Genomic DNA, 19,631 nt, shown 5'->3' on the forward strand with positions numbered 1-19,631 from the left:
TATTTTTGCAGGAGGTCTATTGTCCCATTCTGGTTTCTCTGACCGCCGCCTGACTACCAGACTGGTTGAAATAAGTCAAAATTACCCATTCTTGAGGATTTTTACCGATCTTGATCTGATCGCCATCCTTCAAGGGATAGTCATTAAGGGTGCCGACACGCTCATCTTCAACCCACAGACCATTGCGACTGGGAACGGTCCCATCACCATCGTGAATCCGATAATCATCCCCTTGTTTGCGCAAGATGGCGTGATGTCGGGATATGACTTCCCAACCAGCAGGGACTTTAAAGTCTGACCAGTCCGGATCTCGTCCCAAGCGATGCTCCTCTTTACTGAGGGGAAAACGACGTAGTTGTCCCTGACATTCTAGTTCTATCCAGATCTGGTTTCCCGCTCCATTATCCATAGCTTGGGCTTGCTGGGAGTTCCCACCCATCTCTGGGGTCGCTGGGGAACCAGTGGGAGTCTTGCGGACTGGGGCTTTGGGGCGAAGCAAAAAGTAGGCGGCAAGTCCGGCGGCACCAGCAATTAAAGCTAGTAATAACTGATAAAATGGGTCGCTCAAAGGCTTCAAATATCGATCGCCCTCGATCTGGGCTATCTCTTTCAGGAGACGATTAACTTCCGAGTGATCATTATAGATTTCTTGGGCTTTTTTAAATTTTTCTCTTGCCCCCTCGATGTTGCCCTTCCAGTAAAGCTCTAGACCATCTAGATACAGTTGATCCGTCGGTCCGGATTCGTTCGTTGTACCAGCTTGTTTGATAGTTTCCTGAATGAGACTAGCGGGTATGGCGAAAACTATATTATTAGAGTTAGACTCGGGATCTTTGGGGGCTAACATCCCGATCACTTCACCTTTGCTATTAATCACCGGGCTGCCGGCAGTTCCTTCTCCCGCTTCAATACCATCCACTTGAAGGACAGGATTACCCTGTTGGCGGAGTTTATAGGGGTTAGAAATGCTGCCCTCATCGGCGGAGGCTTCGTAGAAGGATTCCTCGGTCAGGGCTTGATCAACCTGGAGCTTGAAATCGGCGTCAGTGGGAAATCCAAGGGTTATGACGGAATCTTGGGTTTGAACTTTCTTGGAATCTCCCAGCCGCAGGGTCGGTACATCATTAGCCGGTATCTTGATGAGAGTAACATCGGAGGATTCACTCGACTTTTTAATCGCGAATAAAGGGGGTTCAACCTTGGCATTTGGTAGAATAACTCTTGCTGGTACGTAGTAAATTCTGTCCTCCCATTCAACATTTTTAAGCTCTCGAGCGGGTTTGCGAACACCGTTGTGTTCAAGTTTCTTGAGAATATTCCTTTTAATAGCCTCCTTGCAACCCTCTTCACTGCCTATACTGAGTTGAGGGGATGCACTGGTAACAATATAGCCATTAGAATTGATGAAAAAACCCGTTCCTCTAAAACTACTATCAATGGGGAATGGTTTTGGATCGTTTTTATCTCCATAGGGATGCCACACCGCATCTGACCCACAAATGCCCAGAATCCGAACGACCGCAGGTTTGGTTTTCCAGACTAACTGTTGTTTTTGGTTGGGAGGAGTGACTTGTTGAACCGACGAGCAGGACTGAAATAGAGCTAAAGCGGGCGCAAGAATTAAGGCAGTTATAGTTAAATTACGTTTCATATCCAATCCCTCTTAATAATTTTTAAAGTCAATTGCATCGAAATGTAAAGATTCGCTCCGGGTGGATAAATTCCTGTGGAATAGATCCCCTACACGATAATTATATCAATGGCATCAAAGACGATTCCTGAAGATTTACTTAATTAAGTACCTAGGCAAAATTAATTACATACTCGCCTCCAAAATTGTCCAGCACTTTTTTAACGTAAGCGAGGAGGCTCTTTCGGTCTTTATAGGCGCTAAATTCAATCCATTCATATTTTAAAAATCGACCTAATATTTCAATTAAATTTAAATGAGGTGAATAAGTGGGCAACCAAAATATTTTCAAGTTTTTCTTTTCCCATTCCTCAAGTTTCTCCATAAATGCCTCGCTGGTATGAATGGAAGCTTGGTCAATTATTATGACGGTTTTTTTCTGTATATTTTGGCAATATTTATCCAGAAAATTAATAACTATCTCGCTAGTAACCGTTCCGACCTGTGTCTCATAAAATAATTGATTATCTCGTTTCATTATTCCTAAAATATTTAGTCTTTTACCTTCAATTGGTGGTAACTTTATCGTGGTTTTTTCTTCTTGCCAAGCGTAAGGAATACAAGGCTTTGAATCCCATCCCATTTCATCCAAATATCCTATCTCAATCTCTCCTCTTTTTTCCTGTTTTTTTAGTTCTTCTAAAATAGGTAGTTTGACCTCAAGCTCCCACTCATCAGGGGTTTTGGCGACCCCTCTTCTCACCCTTTTCCACCTCATGTTGATTTTTTTTATGAGTCTTTTTATCGTGTCTTTGCTTACGGTTAATTTCCATTCTTCTACAATTTTTATCTGGATTTTTTTTAAGCTTTTCGGTTCTTCTTTTACCCAGTCAATAACTTGTTGACCTTGTGCTTCTGTCAATTTAGGTTTTCTCCCTCTTCCTCGACGATTATAAAAACCAATTAGTTTTCTATCTTCCCAGGCCGTCAACCAATTATAGATGGTCTTTCTCGTAACTCCAAATATTCTGCTCAATTCTTCTATCGTGGTTCCCTGAAAACTTAAGAGTATACATTTCGCTCGCTCTCTTACTTGATGATGTTTACTAGCTCGATAAATTCTCTCTAGCATTTTCTGGCTCTCGGGGTTTAGGTCTCTAATCAATCTCATTGTATTTTCCTGCTGCTTCGTTTTTTTATGTATTATACTTCTTAATTTTTTATTTGGGTAATTAATTTTGCATGACTACTTATACGGATTGACATTTTTACCATTAACGTCTGGTTCTTCGGTTTGTGTTATGCAATGGACAGGGGTTATAAGGAATGGAACCTTTATTTAGAAAGACATTTGGCGATTTTTGTCAATTGCTTTTGATCTAGAGCGAACTAATCAATTAAGTCTCTTGCCAGATAAAGATTTAGTCAATTTATGTCCCCCTATCGAACCATACCAAGTAACGAAGAACCTAACGTTTTAACATCCAGACAAGCCAGAAGATGACACCGCTCATGCCACCGTAAAAAACCAGCAGCGTCTGAGAAAGGACGCTTCTTAACCAAGAATTGATCTGACTGGCTTCGCTGGATATATTCATAGAAAAATCGACTAATTCTGGGGGGGTTTGGCGAACTTCATCGTATTTTTTCCGAAAAAGTCGCTCTAATCTCAAAAAATAAGCATCAAGAAGCCAAAACATCACGATCGGATAGACCAGAACGATATAATATCCATTGTTGGTGGTAGTTAGAGTCAATAAAGCCGTCACAACAGTAATGCACCACCCCTTGAGGGTACTAGAATTACTGGCCATTCGATCGATAACATTTTGAATAAATTCCAAATGCTTCAGTTTAGCTTCCATCCTCACAACTCCTCAAGATTCTTAAATTTCAAAGATAAATAAAGATAAATTTAGATTAGCGCAATCTAGTGGGACTTAGACAAAAAACAAATCGATAAAAGCCTCAACTCCGATCCCCGCTTGGGATTTACTTCGAGAAGCCCACAATCGCTGAAACCCAGATAGATCAAGGAAAATCATAAATCGAGGTTAACCCTTTGTCCCGTAATGGTTTGAGCCTTTTTTGCTGACCGAAAACGCCGAAGTCCCACTAGAGAATTTACCCGATATCGAGTTCTTGGCTATACTGGAGGGCATGACTCCCATCCCTTAATCATCACTCGTCTATGTCTAATGGTGCCGCTCAACCGCCGAAGGTTTTTATTAGTTATAGTTGGGACTCGGAAACCCATCAAAACCGCGTGCTTGACCTAGCGAATCGTCTTCGCCGCGATGGTATTGACTGCAATATTGACCTATACGAGACATCGCCACAGGTGGGATGGCCTCGCTGGATGTCCCACCAAATTAACAAGGCTCAATTTGTTCTGGTCGTCTGCACCGAAACGTACCAGAAACGCTTTACAGGTCAAGAAGAACCAGGCAAAGGCAAAGGCGTTAATTGGGAGGGAACAATTATTAACCAATATCTCTACGATCAAATCGACAACAATAAATTTATTCCCGTTATATTTTTCCCTCAAGATGCTCCCTATATTCCCGTTGAACTTCGTCGGATAACTTTTCATGTTCTAGATGAGCAAGGATATGAAAGACTCTACCGTCTCCTCACCGCTCAACCTCTCCATAAAAAACCTGAAGTAGGCAGTGTACGCCCGCTGCCTCCCCTTGAGGAAAAGCTGGTTCAGACAATTCCCATCGGTCGAGATAGGCAAGAAAGTGCTGATTTAGCCTCAGACCGGCAGCGTCGGCTGAACGAGCTTTACAATGATGTGCGGCGAAAATATTATAAAAGTAGGGATTGGTCGGCAGTTATTAACATCTTTGGGCAAATGCAGCCCGATTTTTTCGATCCCGATGGGTTGTATCGTCAAGCCAGGGAAGAACTCCGTAAGCAACAAAAAGACAAAGAGCAGCTCAGAAAACAACAAGAACAAAAAATCCAAGAAATTAAAAATCTCTATCAAAGAGGCAATGATTATTTCCAAAATAACAATTGGTATCAAGCCCAACAGTGTTTCGGGGAGATTTTACACCGAGAACCAAACGGATATCTAGAGACCGTCAGACGGCTAGAACAAATACAACAAAAACAACAGGAGGCCACAAGGATAGCTTTGGCAGCAATAGTCGTCAGTTGGCTGATAACGATCCCCCTGGACAGTAGTCTATCGGGAGGGGGAACTCCCCTGGCCGGTGCGATTGGCGGTGGTTTAAGCGGTGGCATGATCTGGTGGCTATCACAGCAGCGACAATCTACTGGGGAAAATCGGAGAGTTCAATTCTTGTTATTCTGTTTCGTCGGTCTGATCTTGGGGGGAATTTTAAAAGCCTTGCTACAAGCACTAACTCAAGATATGTCCCTATTCAACGGACTCGATCCGATCTTAACCGCTTGCGCGGGTGCGATAATCGCTATAGGTTTACTGTTCTGGCAATATCCCGTCCCCAAACAACACCTATAGCTTATCTTTCCTGCTAGAACAGGGTTTTTTCTGTTCTGACGCTATCGCCGCACAGTCTAAGCAATTAAGTGTTTCCGAAGTGCTGGGGGACTATATTAAAACCTTAGAAGAGCCGTCCTTTTAGGACGGGGAACCTTAAACCGAAATTTTCGGCAAATCCGATCGTGGCCGCCGAAGGGAATTTCATTATTCTCTGGCCGACTTTTAGCCATCAATACTGTCCACCACGCTCAGAAAATCGTTGTGGATTAGCTCGGCGATAAAATTCTCCGGATCGGTGATAGGAACAGTAAGGCCTTGGGTGGCCACCATCTGTGCAGCCATCTGAGTCATGAATTCCTCTCTTGTTTCCGCCATTCTCCCCTGATATTGTTGTAACTTTTCCACCAATTCCAGTGGGGAATCGGCCACCAGTTTATCTCCCTCGCGGGTGACATAAATTGTCATCTTTCCTACCTCCTAAATGATTGGGAACGAGAATTCGGCACTACTAAACCACTTCTTTTCTCGCTATCATTATTGCCAGTTAGTTAGTCCGGGCCTCGTCCGTCTTTCCCTGTTTCCATTATTTTTTCTGGCTTGTCGCCTGGTAATTATTATTATCGCCAAAATAAAAGGATAAATTTGTCAATCTTTGTAACGAAAAATCAAGAAAAACTGTTCTGACGGTATCGCCCCGAACCCTTCTGGGGAAATTTGTTACAATGAATACAAGGGGACTCCCTGAGCCAGATCCCATCCCTAGTAAAAAATTGGCCAGGTGGAGAGCGGAAGCCAATAGTTCCGATCGGGACGGCATTTGTCAGAGTTTCCCGCTTCCTTTAGTTTTAGGGGGAAAAGCCATGAAATCTGCCACATTATTATCGCCCGATCGACCGCTGCCAGAATTTCTCCGGTCAGCTATCCGAGAACGTTTTCCGGGGAAAGCGATCGATGATCTCAGCATCCGCTACTATGAAAGCGTCGAGGATGTGGGATGGGAGTATTTTAACGATCGGGTGTTGCCGGCCTGTAGCGATGAGCCTGTTGTCCGCTATCTTGGCCCGTTTATATCCTACGTCCGTCTAGGAGAAGCGTTAGTGTTGGATCGGCAAGACGGTCTTGTGGTTTACGAAACCGATCGAGATGTTCCCTGTACGGAAACCGGCCCTTTCTGGTGGGTGACTCCTAAATCGCGCTGAAAAACCCAACCCAAGTTAAGCAGCTCAATTGGGAAAACTTAATAGTCAAGACTCGACGGGTGGAGTCAGCAGGCGACAAAACCCGTCGAATTATTATAACGCTTGCGATCGCAACCAAGCCACGGGTAGATAGAGCATTTTCTTGGGTAACGGCACGAAGGCACGACGGGCGAAGACATCGTAATTATTTGCTTCAATTACGTCTAAAATGCCTTGATATAGCAGTAAAGCCGCCCAAACCGGCCAACGGGAATCGGGATTAAGGGAGCGAATCCCCCTTTCGGCGGAATCGTAGTAATAACGGGCGCGCTCGATTTGGAAGCGCATTAACCCCTGCCAACGGTCATCATTAACCCCTTTGAGTAAATCGTCTTCGCTGTAGTTAAAACGCTCTAAATCCTCTAAAGGTAGATAAATCCGCCCACGATGGACATCTTCCCCCACATCCCGCAAAATATTGGTTAATTGATTGGCAATACCGAGATCGATCGCTTCTTCTTGCGGAATATAGACGCTTTGATTGCGTCGCCAAGGAGCCGAGCGATCGCCATCTGCCAATCCTAACACCGCGCTGGACATTAACCCCACCGTCCCCGCCACCCGATAGCAGTACAGTTTTAGTTCATCAAAGGTTTGATAACGACTGCGATAGAGATCCATCTGTTGTCCGGCGATCATATCCCGAAAGGGTTGGATATCCATGGGGAACTTTTCTAGAGTATCCACGAGAGCGACATCGGCATCCTCAAGGGCAACCCCAGAAAAGACGGTTTCTAGCTGTTTTTCCCATAAATCAAGGGTTTCAGCTGTAGTTAACCGGGCTTGCGGTCCATCGACCAGTTCATCGGTACGACGACACCAGACATAAATTGCCCAGATCGCTTGACGTTTTGCTTTCGGCATCAGGAGAGTACCGAGATAAAACGTTTTAGAATACTTCTCTGTAATCCGGCGACAGAGTTCGTAGGACTCCGCAAGGGAGACGAGGGGTTTGCTGGGGTGGGTCGGTTTTGGCAATTGGAGCATTCTGCTGGGGCGGAATGATTGACTTAGATTAACGGCGAACTGTGGCTAATGATATAGCATTGTCTCACTCAAGGCCATTTTCGTCATTAGTCCCTAGCCAGAGAATTAACGAGCGCTGGACACTGGTGTAGATTGGGTTTTATTCGGTTTTAGCGGTGCTGCGGGGTGATCTTTGCCGATCACTGCTGCCGCTAATTTCCCTGATAAAACCGCTCCTTCCATGCTTCCTAAATATTTTTGCATGGTATAGTCACCGGCGAGATAAAAATTCTCGATCGGAGTTTTCTGAGAAGGTCGATAAGCTTGTCGGCCAGGAGTGGCTTTATAAACCGATCGAGGAGTTTTCACCAGATGGTATTTTAACAATTGACTGGGATTATCGCCAGTAAAATGTTGGGGAAAGAGTTTTTCTAGTTCTTTCATCGTGGCGGCGATAATTTCTTCGTCGGATTTGCTAATCCAATCCTGAGCGGGAGCGAGAACTAATTCTAACATCGAGCGATCGGGGTTAGCGTATTCTTTACAGGTGTTGCTCATATCAGCATAAACACTGAGTAAGGGCGAACGGGAGAATAATAAATGATCGATGTCAGTTAGTTTGCGATCAAACCAGAGGTGTAAATTAATGACGGGAACTCCTTCTAATCCTTCTAATTTTTGAAAAAATTTATCTTCTTGCCAAGGTTTAGGCAGTAAGACTTTTAAGGGATCTACAGGCATCGCAGATACATAAAGATCGGCTTCAAAAAGATAATCTTCCGCACCGTCTAAACCGCGCATTAAGAATGCTTTAACTGTGCCATTTTCATTTAAGAAAATCTCTTTTAAAGGGGCATTTAAGCGCACTTCGCCACCTCTAGCACTGATGTAATCGACTAAAGGTTGGCAGAGTCTTTCCGTGGGTGAACCGTCGAGAAAGGCCATTTTTGAGCCGTTTTTCTCTTGTAAAAAGCGGTTGAGGGCTGTTAGTAGAATTGTGGCAGAAATCTCGTTAGGATCGATAAAGTTTAGTGCTTTCGACATAGCGATAAACACTTCTTTTTCTACCCTAGGGGGGATGTTTTGTTTCTCTAACCATTCCGACCAGGAATATTTATCCATCTCCTCGACGTAACTTTGACCTTTAACAATGGCAGGAATTAAACCGAGTCCAAATTTAATTTTTTCCTGCCAAGTTAACATATCATTATTGCGGAGAATGGCAACAATACCGTTAATTGGGGCGGGAAGATCTGGGAAGTCAAACCGCGAATAAGTCCCCGGTTTTTCCGGCTGATTGAAGATCATCGAGTGTTCTTTCCACTGTAGGCGATCTTCTATGCCTAATTCTTGGAATAATTGCAGCATATTGGGATAAGCGCCAAAGAAGATATGTAAACCGGTTTCGTACCAGTCCCCATCGGCATCTTTCCAAGCGGCAATTTTTCCCCCTAATACATCGCGACGTTCCAGTACGATGGGCGTATGTCCCGCATCGACAAGGTATTTCGCACAAGATAATCCGGCTAGTCCCGCACCAGCGATCGCAACTCGCATCGTTTCTTATCTACTCTCTAATGTCTTGTCTCTATCACATTCCCTATTATACTTCACATTTCGTTACATTTTTTTCAGATTATCGAGAAGGCCGGAGTCAGGAGTCAGGAGTCAGGAGATAGGAGATAGGAGTCAGGAGATAGGAGTCAGGAGTCAGGAGTCAGGAGATAGGAGATAGGAGATAGGAGATTATTTTATTTATTCTCCCCACACCCCACACCCCACACCCCACACCCCATTTCCCCATTTCCCCATTTCCCCATTTCCCCATTTCATAATTCATAATTCCCCCTCCCCACTTCCTTGATAACTGATTACTGATAACTGATTACTGGTCACTGATAACTGCTGACTGGTCACTGATAACTGATAACTGATATTGTGATATGTAATTAGCTTAACTCGCTCACCTTTTTAGTTCACGCGTACACCCTCTTTAATCGATCGCTATGACTTTTCCCACTACGTCACCTCAAGTCTCGGAAATAGAGAATAATCGTGCTTGGCATAATTTAACTGGGGAACAAACCCTAGAAATACTGGGAACCAATGGGGAAACCGGCTTAATCGAGGCGGAAATTGTTAAAAGAAAAGATATTTACGGGTTAAATGAACTAAAAGAAACGGGGGGACGTAGCCCGTTAATGATTTTATGGGAACAGTTTACTAACATTATGTTAGTGATGCTGATTGCCGTGGCGGTGGTTTCAGCAGTTTTGGACTTGAAAAAAGGGGAATTTCCCAAAGATGCGATCGCTATTTTTACAATTGTTATTTTAAACGGTATTTTAGGATATTTACAGGAAAGTCGGGCAGAAAAGGCTTTAGCCGCCCTTAAACAGTTATCCTCGCCGAAAGTCCGGGTTATTCGTAATGGTAGCACCTTTGAAGTGACAGCCAAGGAACTTGTCCCCGGGGATATCATGTTACTGGAAGCGGGGGTACAAATTGCTGCCGATGGCAGACTATTAGAAGCACAAAATCTGCAAATCCGCGAAGCTGCCCTCACGGGTGAAGCGGTATCGGTGAATAAACAAGCACAGAAGGTTTTACCAGAAGATGCCTCTTTAGGCGATCGCATTAACCTCGTCTATCAGGGTACGGAAGTAGTACAGGGGCGCGGGAAAGTGGCGATTACCAAGACGGGAATGGACACGGAAATCGGGAAAATCGCCGCTTTGTTGCAAGGAGTAGAAAGTGAACCAACGCCCCTACAGCAGCGAATGTCGCAGTTAGGTAACGTTTTAGTGAGTAGTTCCCTAGCTTTAGTGGCGGTAGTCGTCCTTGGCGGTGTAATTCGCTTTGGTTGGCAGTTTTTTGAATCATTCCTCGAAACTTCCCTCAGTATGGCTGTGGCCGTTGTTCCCGAAGGTTTACCGGCAGTGGTAACGGTGACATTGGCAATTGGAACCCAAAGAATGGTGAGAAGACAAGCTTTAATCCGTAAATTGCCGGCAGTGGAAACCTTAGGCTCGGTAACGACGATTTGCTCCGATAAAACCGGAACTTTAACTCAAAATAAAATGGTGGTGCAGAAAGTTAATACTTCCCACCATGTCATTACTGTCACGGGAGAAGGTTACGCACCCATCGGTGAGTTTAATGGTGCTAATGAAAGTGATCCCGAACTACAGGCAATTTTAACGGCTTGTGTGCTGTGTAATGATGCACTTTTGCAGAATCAAGCGCAAGAATGGTCAATTTTAGGCGATCCCACCGAAGGAGCTTTACTGACGTTGGCGGGTAAAGGAGGACTATATCGAGAAGCATTGGAACCAAAAAGCCCTCGTTTAGGCGAATTTCCCTTTTCTTCCGAAAGAAAGAGAATGTCAGTAATCTGTGAGAATGCCCAGTTAGGTTTGGGGGATTCTGCCTATTTAATGTTTACCAAAGGCTCACCGGAATTAATTCTCGAACGTTGTTCTCTGATCCAAGTTGGGGCGGAAAGTCAACCCTTAACAGCTGAACAAAGAAGCCGTATTTTGGCACAAAATGACGAAATGGCGGGTAATGGCCTACGAGTCTTAGGTTTTTCCTATAAACCGATGACAGAAGTGCCAGAAGCGGAAAGAGAAGATAGTGAAGAACAATCCCTGGTTTGGTTGGGATTGGTGGGAATGCTCGATGCACCCCGCAAAGAAGTTAAAGAAGCGGTTGCCCTCTGTCGTCAAGCGGGAATTCGTCCGATTATGATTACCGGAGATCACCAATTAACGGCCAAGGCGATCGCCAGTGAATTAGGCATTGCCGCCCCCGGGGAGCGAGTAATCACGGGTAAAGAATTAGAAAAAATGTCTCAGAATGACCTAGAGGGAGAGGTAGATGGTGTGAGCGTCTATGCTCGTGTTTCTCCCGAACATAAGCTGAGAATCGTACAAGCTTTGCAAAAACGGGGTAAATTCGTCGCCATGACGGGGGATGGAGTCAATGATGCTCCAGCACTAAAACAAGCGGATATCGGTATCGCCATGGGCATTACCGGAACCGATGTCAGCAAAGAAGCCAGTGATATGATTTTGCTGGATGATAACTTTGCCACCATCGTCGCTGCCACCGAAGAGGGGCGCGTGGTTTACAGCAACATTCGGCGCTTTATTAAATACATTCTCGGCAGTAATATTGGCGAGGTTTTAACGATTGCAGCGGCTCCTCTGCTCGGTTTAGGCGGTGTACCCCTTTCTCCCTTGCAAATCCTCTGGATGAACCTTGTCACCGACGGTTTACCGGCTCTTGCTCTGGCAATGGAACCCGCCGAACCTAATGTGATGAAACGTCCACCTTTTAGCCCCCGGGAAAGCATTTTCGCCCGCGGTTTGGGTTGGTATATGATTCGCATCGGCATCGTCTTTGCCATTCTCACCATTATTATGATGTACTGGGCTTACCGATATACTCAGGCAACCCCCGAAATCGGAGATCCCGGACGTTGGAAAACTATGGTATTTACTACCCTCTGTTTAGCACAAATGGGTCATGCTTTAGCGGTGCGTTCCCATACCCAGTTAGCTGTGCAAATGAATCCCTTCTCTAATCCTTACATTATCGCCGCCGTGGGCTTGACAACGATCCTACAATTGTTGTTAATTTATGCTCCTCCCCTACAAAACTTCTTCGGCACTCAATGGATTAGTGGCACAGAATTATTAGTCTGTTTTGGATTTAGTGCCTTAATGTTTGTTTGGATCGAGTTGGAGAAGTTATTTATTCGCTGGTTCATGACGAAAAAATAAATCAATGCCAACACCAATTATTCTGACTTTAACGGTTTTAGTCGTTGCTTTAGTCGCTTTCGTGGCGGAATGGCTACCAGTAGATTTAACCGCTTTATGCGTGGCGATTGTCCTCATTCTTTTGGGTTTAGTTACTCCCGAAGAAGGTATCGCCGGATTTAGTAATTCTGCCACGGTGACAGTGATGGCGATGTTTGTGCTTAGTGCCGGAATTACCCGCACGGGAGTGATTCAAGTAATTCGCGATCGCTTGCTGGTTTGGGGGGGCAAAAATCCCCACCAACAGGTATTTGTTCTAGGAGCATTAGTGGGGCCAATTAGTGCTTTTATTAATAACACGGCAGTGGTGGCGATCTTTTTACCCATCGTTGAAGATTGGTGTAAAAAACAAAAAATTTCTCCTTCTAAGTTATTAATTCCCCTTTCCTACGCCACGGTTTTAGCGGGGATGATTACTGTGGTGGGAACTTCTACTAACATTCTCGCTAGTGGTATTTCTGCCAAGCTGGGTTATGGGGAATTTAGCTTATTTCAATTCACTGCTTTGGGAGTGGTAACTTTTTTAGCAGGTTTGATTTATTTAACAATTTTTGCTCCGAAATTACTACCCGATCGAAAATCTTCCACGGGGGAATTTTTAGACGATGATTATGGTTCTAAAGTATATCTGAGTGAGGTAATTATTAGCCCTCGTTCTAATCTTATCGGTCAAACTTTATCCGAAAGTGGACTACAAAGAAAGTTTGACTTTGATGTGTTGGAATTAATCAGAAATAAGGTACATTTATCCCAACCTTTAGCCGATAAAGTTCTCAATGCTGGCGATATTTTAATCGTTCACAGTAGTCGGGAAGAACTATTAAAGATTAAAGATGAACGGGGTTTAGAAATCTTTGCCGATGTCAAATTTCACAAAGGAGATGTTGAATCGGTAATTACTACAGGTGAGGAAAAATTAGCAGAGGTTTTGATTCTCTCTAATTCCCGTTTAATTGGGACAACTTTAAAAGATTTGAAATTCCGTCAGCGTTACAACGCAACGGTTTTAGCGATTCGGCGTGGTTCGGAATTACTGCAAGGAAGATTAGGAAAAATTCCTTTAAAGTTTGGCGACTTGCTCTTAGTTCAAGGACCCAAACAGAGTTTTGTGGGGTTACAAACCACAAGAGAATTATTAGTTTTAGAAGAGAAAGAGATCGAATCATTGCGACAGGATAAAGGCATGATTGCTTTAATCATTACTTTGTCGGTGATTATTATTGCCGCTTTTGATATTCAACCGATTCTCGTCACCAGTTTAGTTGGGGTGGTTTTAATGGTAATTACTGGCTGTCTAAAACCGGGGGAAGTCTATGGTTCCATTCGTTGGGATATTATCTTTTTATTAGCGGGTTTAATTCCCCTAGGTACTGCCATGGATAACTCAGGAACGACTAAATGGTTGGCAGATAATTTAGTGGCTATCGGCGGCCATCTTTCGGGGTTTTGGATCTTAGTTTTCTTCTATCTAATTACTTCAGTTTTAACTGAAATCCTCTCTAATAATGCCGCCGTGGTGTTAATGATTCCCGTCGCCGTGGAAGTGGCGAAAACTTTGGATTTAAATCCTTTGGCTTTTATGTATGCTGTCACCTTTGCTGCTTCTAATAGTTATCTAACACCGATTGGCTATCAAACTAACACCATGGTTTATGCACCTGGCGGCTATAAATTCCTCGATTTTACCCGTTTGGGTGCGCCCCTAAATTTAATTTTGACGATTTTAACCCCAGTTTTAATCTTGGTGTTTTATGGCTTGAAATAAAAAAAGAGATCGAAGAGTCTTCGATCTCTAAAAAGAATTTGATCAGTAGTCAAAACTATTTCGATTCAGCAAAGCGTTTACGCAGGGATTCGGCGCGCTTTTTCGCCACGGTATTATTAGGATCAAATTTGAGAGTTTCTTCGTAGATTTCGAGAGCTTTTTTAGCCATTTGTTTCTTTTCGTAAACATTGCCAAGATTATTGAGAGCGATCGAATATTGAGGATAAAGTTTAATTGCTTCTTTGTAGTTACGAATCGCTAATTCTAATTGTTCTTGGGCAAAATAGGAAAAACCGAGCGCATTGTAGATTAGGGCTTGATTTTCTGGTTCGATGCTTTCTTCTTCAGAGATTTTTAAAGCCTTTTGCAGTAAACTCAAGGCTTGAACATAGAGTTTTTTATCGAGATAAAGACTCCCTAATTCATAGTATTCTTTAGCTGTACCTTTTTCTTTTTGCAATTTCTTTTGTAGCTTGTTAAAGGTTCCTTCCACTCGACGGGTTTTAACGATTTGCACGATGACAAAAATTCCTAAACCAATCACGAAAATTAGCAATCCAGAAACGTAAATAAGCGGCAGGGTATCTTCCATAATTAGCGATCGAGCAATCAATATTTTTATACTTATTCCCTCAAATTATAGCAGGATTTAGTCAGTGATCAGTGATCAGTGATCAGTTATCAGATTTGAGTTTTCAGTTCACTGATTACTGTTCACAGCAAAAAACTCCCCACTCCCGACTCCCCACTTCATAATTCATAATTCTCACACCCCACACCCCACACCCGACTTCCCTCTCCCCACACCCCACACCCCACACCCCACACCCGACTTCCCTCTCCCCACACCCCACACCCCACACCCTATCTCCCTATCTCCCCATTTCCCGAATTCTCAGGGGTAAACCCCAATAGTTCACCCGTTCTGCTAACCAGCCGGTAGATTCTAGCCGCTCGATCGCTTGATTGACGCGTTCTCGGAGACTTTGGTACTGTAAACCTTTAGGGAGAACGACTCCTAGAGCGATTGCCCCTAACTCGATCGGTAATTGACGATAATTGGGGAATTGCCGCACCCAACCAGTTAAAAGGCTATTATCAGCCGCAAAAGCCTCTATTTCACCCTTTTCCAGTAAATTAAAAGCTTCTTGATAGGAAGCAACCCCGCGCAGGGTAGCGTTAGGTAAATTGGAATGCACAAGGGCGATTGTCGTCGATCCGTTGAGTACGGCGATTCTAGAATTAGCTAGGTCTTCTAAACGCTGCAATTGCGGTTTTTTCGTCACAAAACCGCTGCTATCGAGGTAATAAAAGGGGCTAAAATCCACTAAGCGCTGACGTGCGGGAGTAATCGCCACACGAGCGATCGCCAAATCCACCCGATCATCAATAACCACCTGTAAACGTTCTTGATTACTAACGGGTTTGAGAATAATAGCACTGTCAGAACCGAGAATTTCTTCAGCTAGACGTTTAGCGATGTCGATTTCCAATCCTTGCAGATTGCCCTGAGAATCAAGGAAAGCGAGGGGAGGGAGATTATTTTTGACAGCGACAATTAATTTTCCCCGGCGTATAATTGTATCGAGATCGGCGCTAAAACTTGGGGCTACACCTAAGAGCAAAAAACCAAGAATAAATAACAAATTTTTCATACTGTTTTACCTAAACTAACTCGATTCCTACCTTGATTTTTAGCGGCAAACATGGCACGATCAGCCCGCTCGATCACCGCTTCTAGATTATTATCTTTAGGGCTAAATGTTGCCACACCAATACTAGCAGTAACTCGCACTTTTTGTTGATTAATTTCAATATTTAGCTCGTTAATTACTTGACAAATACGCCAGGCTGTGGTAACAGCATCTTCAAGATTAGTTTCTGGGAGAATAGCGACAAATTCCTCGCCCCCAAAGCGCCCAAAACTATCCACTTGACGCAGACAGTTTTTAATTGCCCCAGCGACAGTAATTAAAGTTTTGTCCCCTAGGAGATGACCAAAGGTATCGTTAATATGTTTAAAATGGTCGATATCGATGACTAAAAGCGAAAAATAACGATGATAACGACAACATCGTTGCAATTCTTTCTCGCCCAAGGAGAGAATCTCTCGACGATTATTTACCCCAGTTAGGCTATCAGTTTTGACTAGCTTTTCTAGTTGAGAATTGATATTTTTCAGTTCTTCTTGAGTTTTTTTAAGTTCTAGATGAATTTTAACTCTGGCTAACAGTTCCCAACTATGAAAGGGTGTATTTATATAGTCCACAGCCCCATAATTAAAAGCATTGAAAATATCTTCTTTTTCCTTCCGATCTGTCACAAAGATAATCGGTATATGAGCGTACAAAGCATCATTTTTTAGCCTTTGACAAACTTCTATCCCTCCCATATCTTGCATCATTAAGTCAAGAATAATTAGGTCAGGATTAGCAGTTTTTACTCGTTCCATTGCCTGTTTAACACTACTAGCACAAGTAGTGGCATAACCAGCAGAATCAAGAATCTTCACAGCCAATTGGAGATTTTTACCGACATCATCAACCAATAAAATTAGACAGTCTTCAGCAGGAAATTTAATCATCATCAGTAAGTATAAGTAATCAAGTTAAGGACAAAATAGAGATACAATTATTAGTGATACAGCATTTCTCATAAAGATGAAGTATGATGGGATCGGGCATCACCCCCAAAGGTCAAGCCGTCCCTAGTTTCTAGAAGTCTGCTTTTTTCGACTAGAATAAAAAAAGCCAGTCAGAATAGCCACAATTAAGAAAATTTCTCCTCTTAGACTTGACGTGAAAGAGTCCCTAAACCCTACTTCTTTGGATTTCAAAACCATTTTTCCCTTTAAACTCGACGACTTCCAGCAATCGGCGATCGCTGCTCTCGCTGCCGGTAAATCAGTGGTTGTCTGCGCTCCCACGGGTTCCGGCAAAACCTTAATCGGAGAATACGCTATCTATCGCGCCCTCGAAAGGGGCAAACGAGTTTTCTACACCACTCCCCTGAAAGCTCTTTCTAACCAAAAATTCCGGGATTTTCAAGAAAAATTCGGTCGCACCCCCACCGATGGCGATGAGGATTCCCCGCTGCTCTTTGCCGAAGTGGGATTAATTACCGGCGATGTGGTGATCAATCCTTCAGCATTAATTGTAGTCATGACTACAGAAATTTTTCGCAATATGCTGTATAGAACCCCGATCGGTGAGGTAGGCACTTCCCTAGAAAACGTGGAAACCCTGGTTCTCGATGAATGTCACTATATCAGCGATCGAGGTCGCGGCACCGTTTGGGAAGAATCAATTATCTACTGTCCCCCTAGTATCCAATTAGTTGCCCTCTCCGCCACCATCGGCAACCCCGGGGAACTCACCGACTGGATTAACTGGGTGCGGCAACAGCCCCAACCCGGCGATAATAAGCAGACCTCCAGCTGCGAGCTAATTAACTCCGATTTTCGCCCCGTCCCCCTGCGCTTTTATTTTGCCAATAAAGAGGGATTATTCCCGCTGCTCGACCCAAAACAGAGCAAAGTTAACCCGAAACTACGCTCAAAAGTCGGCCACGGCAAACCCCGACGCTTAAAACGAGAAGATTGTCCCACCATCGCCTCGATTGTCACCACGCTGCGGGACAAGGATATGCTCCCAGCCATTTACGTCATTTTCAGCCGCAAAGGTTGCGATCAGGCGATTCGAGAGCTAAAAAACCTCAATCTCGTTAATCCAGAAGAAGCTAGAGCCATTTACTATCGTTTACTCATTTTCTTTCTGGAAGATAATCCCAATCTGCAAGAACTCGCCCTTTCCTTCTTTGCCGTCGAAAATCCGCCCCTACACCAAAAATTACTGGCTTTTTTCGCTAATAACCCCCAGTCCGACGATCAACTCCTCCGCCTCTTAACCGCCGCCCCCGAGACGAAAAATCAACTGTTTGAATTCCTAGCCAGTGCTTCCCAATTGGTGCGCGCCGACCAAGTGGAACCCCTCACCCGGGGCTGTGGTGTTCACCATGCCGGGATTTTACCCCTCTGGAAAGAATTAGTCGAACAACTCTTTGAAGCTGGTTTAATTAAAGTGGTTTTTGCCACCGCTACCCTCTCGGCCGGGATTAATATGCCCGCCCGCACCACCGTCATCTCGGCTCTCTCCAAACGCACCGATGATGGCCATAGTATGCTGACTCCCTCGGAATTTGTCCAGATTGCTGGCCGGGCCGGTCGCCGGGGAATGGATGCGGTGGGCCATGTGGTGACAGTACAAACGCCCTTTGAAGGGGCAAAAGAAGCGGCTTTTCTGGCCACCGCCCAACCGGAACCCCTGCAAAGCTGTTTTGCGCCCAGTTACGGCATGGTCTTAAATCTCCTGCAAAAACACAGTCTAGAGGAGGTAAAAGACCTCTTAGAGCGCAGTTTCGCCGAATATCTCGCTCGTTTGAAGTTAAGCCCCGAACGACAACAGATTACCGCCTTAACCACCGAATTAGCTAAGTTGGATATGGAATTAGCCGGTATCGAACGGGAGCAGGTCTTCAGTTACGAAAAGCTACGGGAAAGACTGCGGGAAGAAGAAAGACTGTATAAAATCCTCGCTAGTCAGTCAGAGGCACAGAAAAGACAGGAAATACATCTAAAATTGCCGAATATTACCGTCGGAACCATCCTCCATCTCAAGGGCAAACATATTAAGGTTCCCGTCCCCGTCCCCGCTATCTTTGTCAATACCCTGCACGGTGCTGGTCAAGTGCGAACCCTTGTTTGTTTAGGCAGTGATAATCGCTGGTATTTAGCCGCCTATGCCGATATTAGCGAGATCGACCGAGGTTTTCTCTCTCCTGCGGAATTAGGCGAACTAATACCCCCTTCCCTGGAAGCAGTTTCCCTAGGGGGTTGGCGCAAGGGTGAGGAAAATACTCAGGCGATCGCCGATTTAATCCCCCAACAAGTGCAAGGCATCCCACCAGTGGCGGAACTGGCAACACAAGCACAAAGAGTAGAAATTGTCAATAGTCAAATTGCCGCTCATCCCCTGCAAAAACGCAAAAATCCGGGGCGATTGATGAAATTATACTACGATCGAGAGATTGCTCGCGATAAGTTACACAAAGCCCAGATTAAATACCAAAAACAACAATCCCGCAAATCCTACTACTGGGAAGAATTTCTGAATCTAATCGAGATTTTGCGAGAATTCCAAGCATTAGAGGGTTATTTGCCCACTCCCCTCGGAGAAGCGGCGGCCACTATTCGCGGGGAAAATGAACTCTGGTTAGGATTAGCGATGATGTCCGGAGATTTGGACAGATTGACTCCTAGCCAACTAGCCGCCGCCATCAGCGCTATGATTACGGAACCCCCTCGCCCCGATACTTGGTGCAATTACCCGCCTGTGCCAGAAGTTATCGATATTTTGCGACAAGGAGAGGGAAATTCCCCCGGTCTGCGAGAAGTTCGCCGTTTACTCTATCAAGCTCAATCTCGCTACGATATCACTATTCCCGTCTGGTTAGAAACCCAACTGATGGGGATTGCCTCCCGTTGGGCCCAGGGGACATCCTGGCCGGAATTGTGCGAAAATACTAGCCTCGATGAGGGAGATCTAGTGCGATTATTACGGCGCACCGTCGATGTTCTCTGGCAAATTCCCCAAATTCCCCGGGTTTCCCAAGTCCTTAAAGATAATGCCCGTCTCGCCGTCACAGCCATGAAGCGCTTTCCTCTGTAAATTGATCA

General features: G+C 44.5%; 15 protein-coding genes. 5 read left to right on the forward strand and 10 right to left on the reverse strand.

The window, feature by feature from the left end; genetic code table 11:
* Positions 1-16 precede the first annotated feature (16 nt).
* The 3 genes from GQR42_RS19245 to GQR42_RS19255 all read right to left on the reverse strand — a co-directional run bounded on the left by GQR42_RS19245 (position 17) and on the right by GQR42_RS19255 (position 3,495).
* Positions 17-1,651, reverse strand: a complete 1,635-nt coding sequence (locus GQR42_RS19245) for a trypsin-like peptidase domain-containing protein (RefSeq protein WP_158201193.1) — start codon at positions 1,649-1,651, stop codon at positions 17-19.
* A gap of 151 nt (positions 1,652-1,802) precedes the next feature.
* The gene (locus GQR42_RS19250) at positions 1,803-2,801 is read right to left on the reverse strand and encodes an IS630-like element ISMae24 family transposase (protein WP_158201194.1); all 999 of its coding nucleotides are present in this window, start codon (positions 2,799-2,801) and stop codon (positions 1,803-1,805) included.
* Positions 2,802-3,099: 298 nt separating this feature from the next.
* Positions 3,100-3,495 carry a hypothetical protein gene (locus GQR42_RS19255; RefSeq protein WP_125732035.1) on the reverse strand — a complete coding sequence of 132 codons (396 nt, stop codon included), beginning with the start codon at positions 3,493-3,495 and terminating at the stop codon, positions 3,100-3,102.
* 326 nt (positions 3,496-3,821) lie between these two features.
* On the opposite strand from GQR42_RS19255, the gene GQR42_RS19260 reads away from it, so the two are divergent.
* Positions 3,822-5,120, forward strand: a complete 1,299-nt coding sequence (locus tag GQR42_RS19260; protein WP_158201195.1) for an SEFIR domain-containing protein — start codon at positions 3,822-3,824, stop codon at positions 5,118-5,120.
* Positions 5,121-5,324: 204 nt separating this feature from the next.
* On the opposite strand, the gene GQR42_RS19265 is transcribed toward GQR42_RS19260, so the two are convergent.
* Positions 5,325-5,567 carry a hypothetical protein gene (locus tag GQR42_RS19265; protein ID WP_158201196.1) on the reverse strand — a complete coding sequence of 81 codons (243 nt, stop codon included), beginning with the start codon at positions 5,565-5,567 and terminating at the stop codon, positions 5,325-5,327.
* A 257-nt stretch (positions 5,568-5,824) separates the two neighbouring features.
* Here GQR42_RS19265 and GQR42_RS19270 point away from each other — a divergent pair, with 257 nt between their 5' ends.
* Positions 5,825-6,301, forward strand: a complete 477-nt coding sequence (locus GQR42_RS19270; protein WP_158201197.1) for a hypothetical protein — start codon at positions 5,825-5,827, stop codon at positions 6,299-6,301.
* A 93-nt stretch (positions 6,302-6,394) separates the two neighbouring features.
* Here GQR42_RS19270 and crtB read toward each other — a convergent pair whose 3' ends face one another.
* The 3 genes from crtB to GQR42_RS29615 form a co-directional block, all read right to left on the reverse strand.
* Positions 6,395-7,327 (reverse strand): 15-cis-phytoene synthase CrtB, encoded by a 933-nt coding sequence (gene crtB / locus GQR42_RS19275; RefSeq protein ID WP_158201198.1) that lies wholly within the window; start codon positions 7,325-7,327, stop codon positions 6,395-6,397.
* Positions 7,328-7,432: 105 nt separating this feature from the next.
* Positions 7,433-8,863, reverse strand: coding sequence for a 15-cis-phytoene desaturase (gene pds, locus GQR42_RS19280; RefSeq protein WP_158201199.1), 1,431 nt, complete (start codon positions 8,861-8,863; stop codon positions 7,433-7,435).
* A gap of 160 nt (positions 8,864-9,023) precedes the next feature.
* Positions 9,024-9,146: a hypothetical protein gene (locus tag GQR42_RS29615; RefSeq protein WP_257792593.1), complete on the reverse strand. Its 123-nt coding sequence runs from the start codon at positions 9,144-9,146 to the stop codon at positions 9,024-9,026.
* A 166-nt stretch (positions 9,147-9,312) separates the two neighbouring features.
* Here GQR42_RS29615 and GQR42_RS19285 point away from each other — a divergent pair, with 166 nt between their 5' ends.
* Positions 9,313-12,093 (forward strand): cation-translocating P-type ATPase, encoded by a 2,781-nt coding sequence (locus GQR42_RS19285; protein WP_158201200.1) that lies wholly within the window; start codon positions 9,313-9,315, stop codon positions 12,091-12,093.
* A gap of 4 nt (positions 12,094-12,097) precedes the next feature.
* The gene (locus GQR42_RS19290; protein ID WP_158201201.1) at positions 12,098-13,897 is read left to right on the forward strand and encodes an SLC13 family permease; all 1,800 of its coding nucleotides are present in this window, start codon (positions 12,098-12,100) and stop codon (positions 13,895-13,897) included.
* Between the two features lie 55 nt (positions 13,898-13,952).
* Here the strand turns inward: GQR42_RS19290 and GQR42_RS19295 are convergent, their stop codons facing one another.
* The 3 genes from GQR42_RS19295 to GQR42_RS19305 form a co-directional block, all read right to left on the reverse strand.
* The gene (locus GQR42_RS19295; protein ID WP_158201202.1) at positions 13,953-14,489 is read right to left on the reverse strand and encodes a tetratricopeptide repeat protein; all 537 of its coding nucleotides are present in this window, start codon (positions 14,487-14,489) and stop codon (positions 13,953-13,955) included.
* Between the two features lie 280 nt (positions 14,490-14,769).
* Positions 14,770-15,552 carry a transporter substrate-binding domain-containing protein gene (locus GQR42_RS19300; RefSeq protein WP_158201203.1) on the reverse strand — a complete coding sequence of 261 codons (783 nt, stop codon included), beginning with the start codon at positions 15,550-15,552 and terminating at the stop codon, positions 14,770-14,772.
* Entirely contained in the window at positions 15,549-16,481 is a 933-nt protein-coding gene (locus tag GQR42_RS19305) for a GGDEF domain-containing response regulator (protein ID WP_158202525.1), read from the reverse strand. Before GQR42_RS19305 ends, GQR42_RS19300 begins: the two co-directional genes overlap by 4 nt.
* Before the next feature lie 214 nt (positions 16,482-16,695).
* Between GQR42_RS19305 and GQR42_RS19310 the strand changes: the two genes are divergently transcribed.
* A complete protein-coding gene (locus GQR42_RS19310) occupies positions 16,696-19,623 on the forward strand; it encodes a DEAD/DEAH box helicase (RefSeq protein WP_158201204.1) in 2,928 nt (975 codons plus the stop codon).
* Positions 19,624-19,631 lie beyond the last annotated feature (8 nt).

The sequence above is a fragment of the Microcystis aeruginosa FD4 genome (assembly GCF_009792235.1).
Lineage (GTDB): Bacteria > Cyanobacteriota > Cyanobacteriia > Cyanobacteriales > Microcystaceae > Microcystis > Microcystis viridis.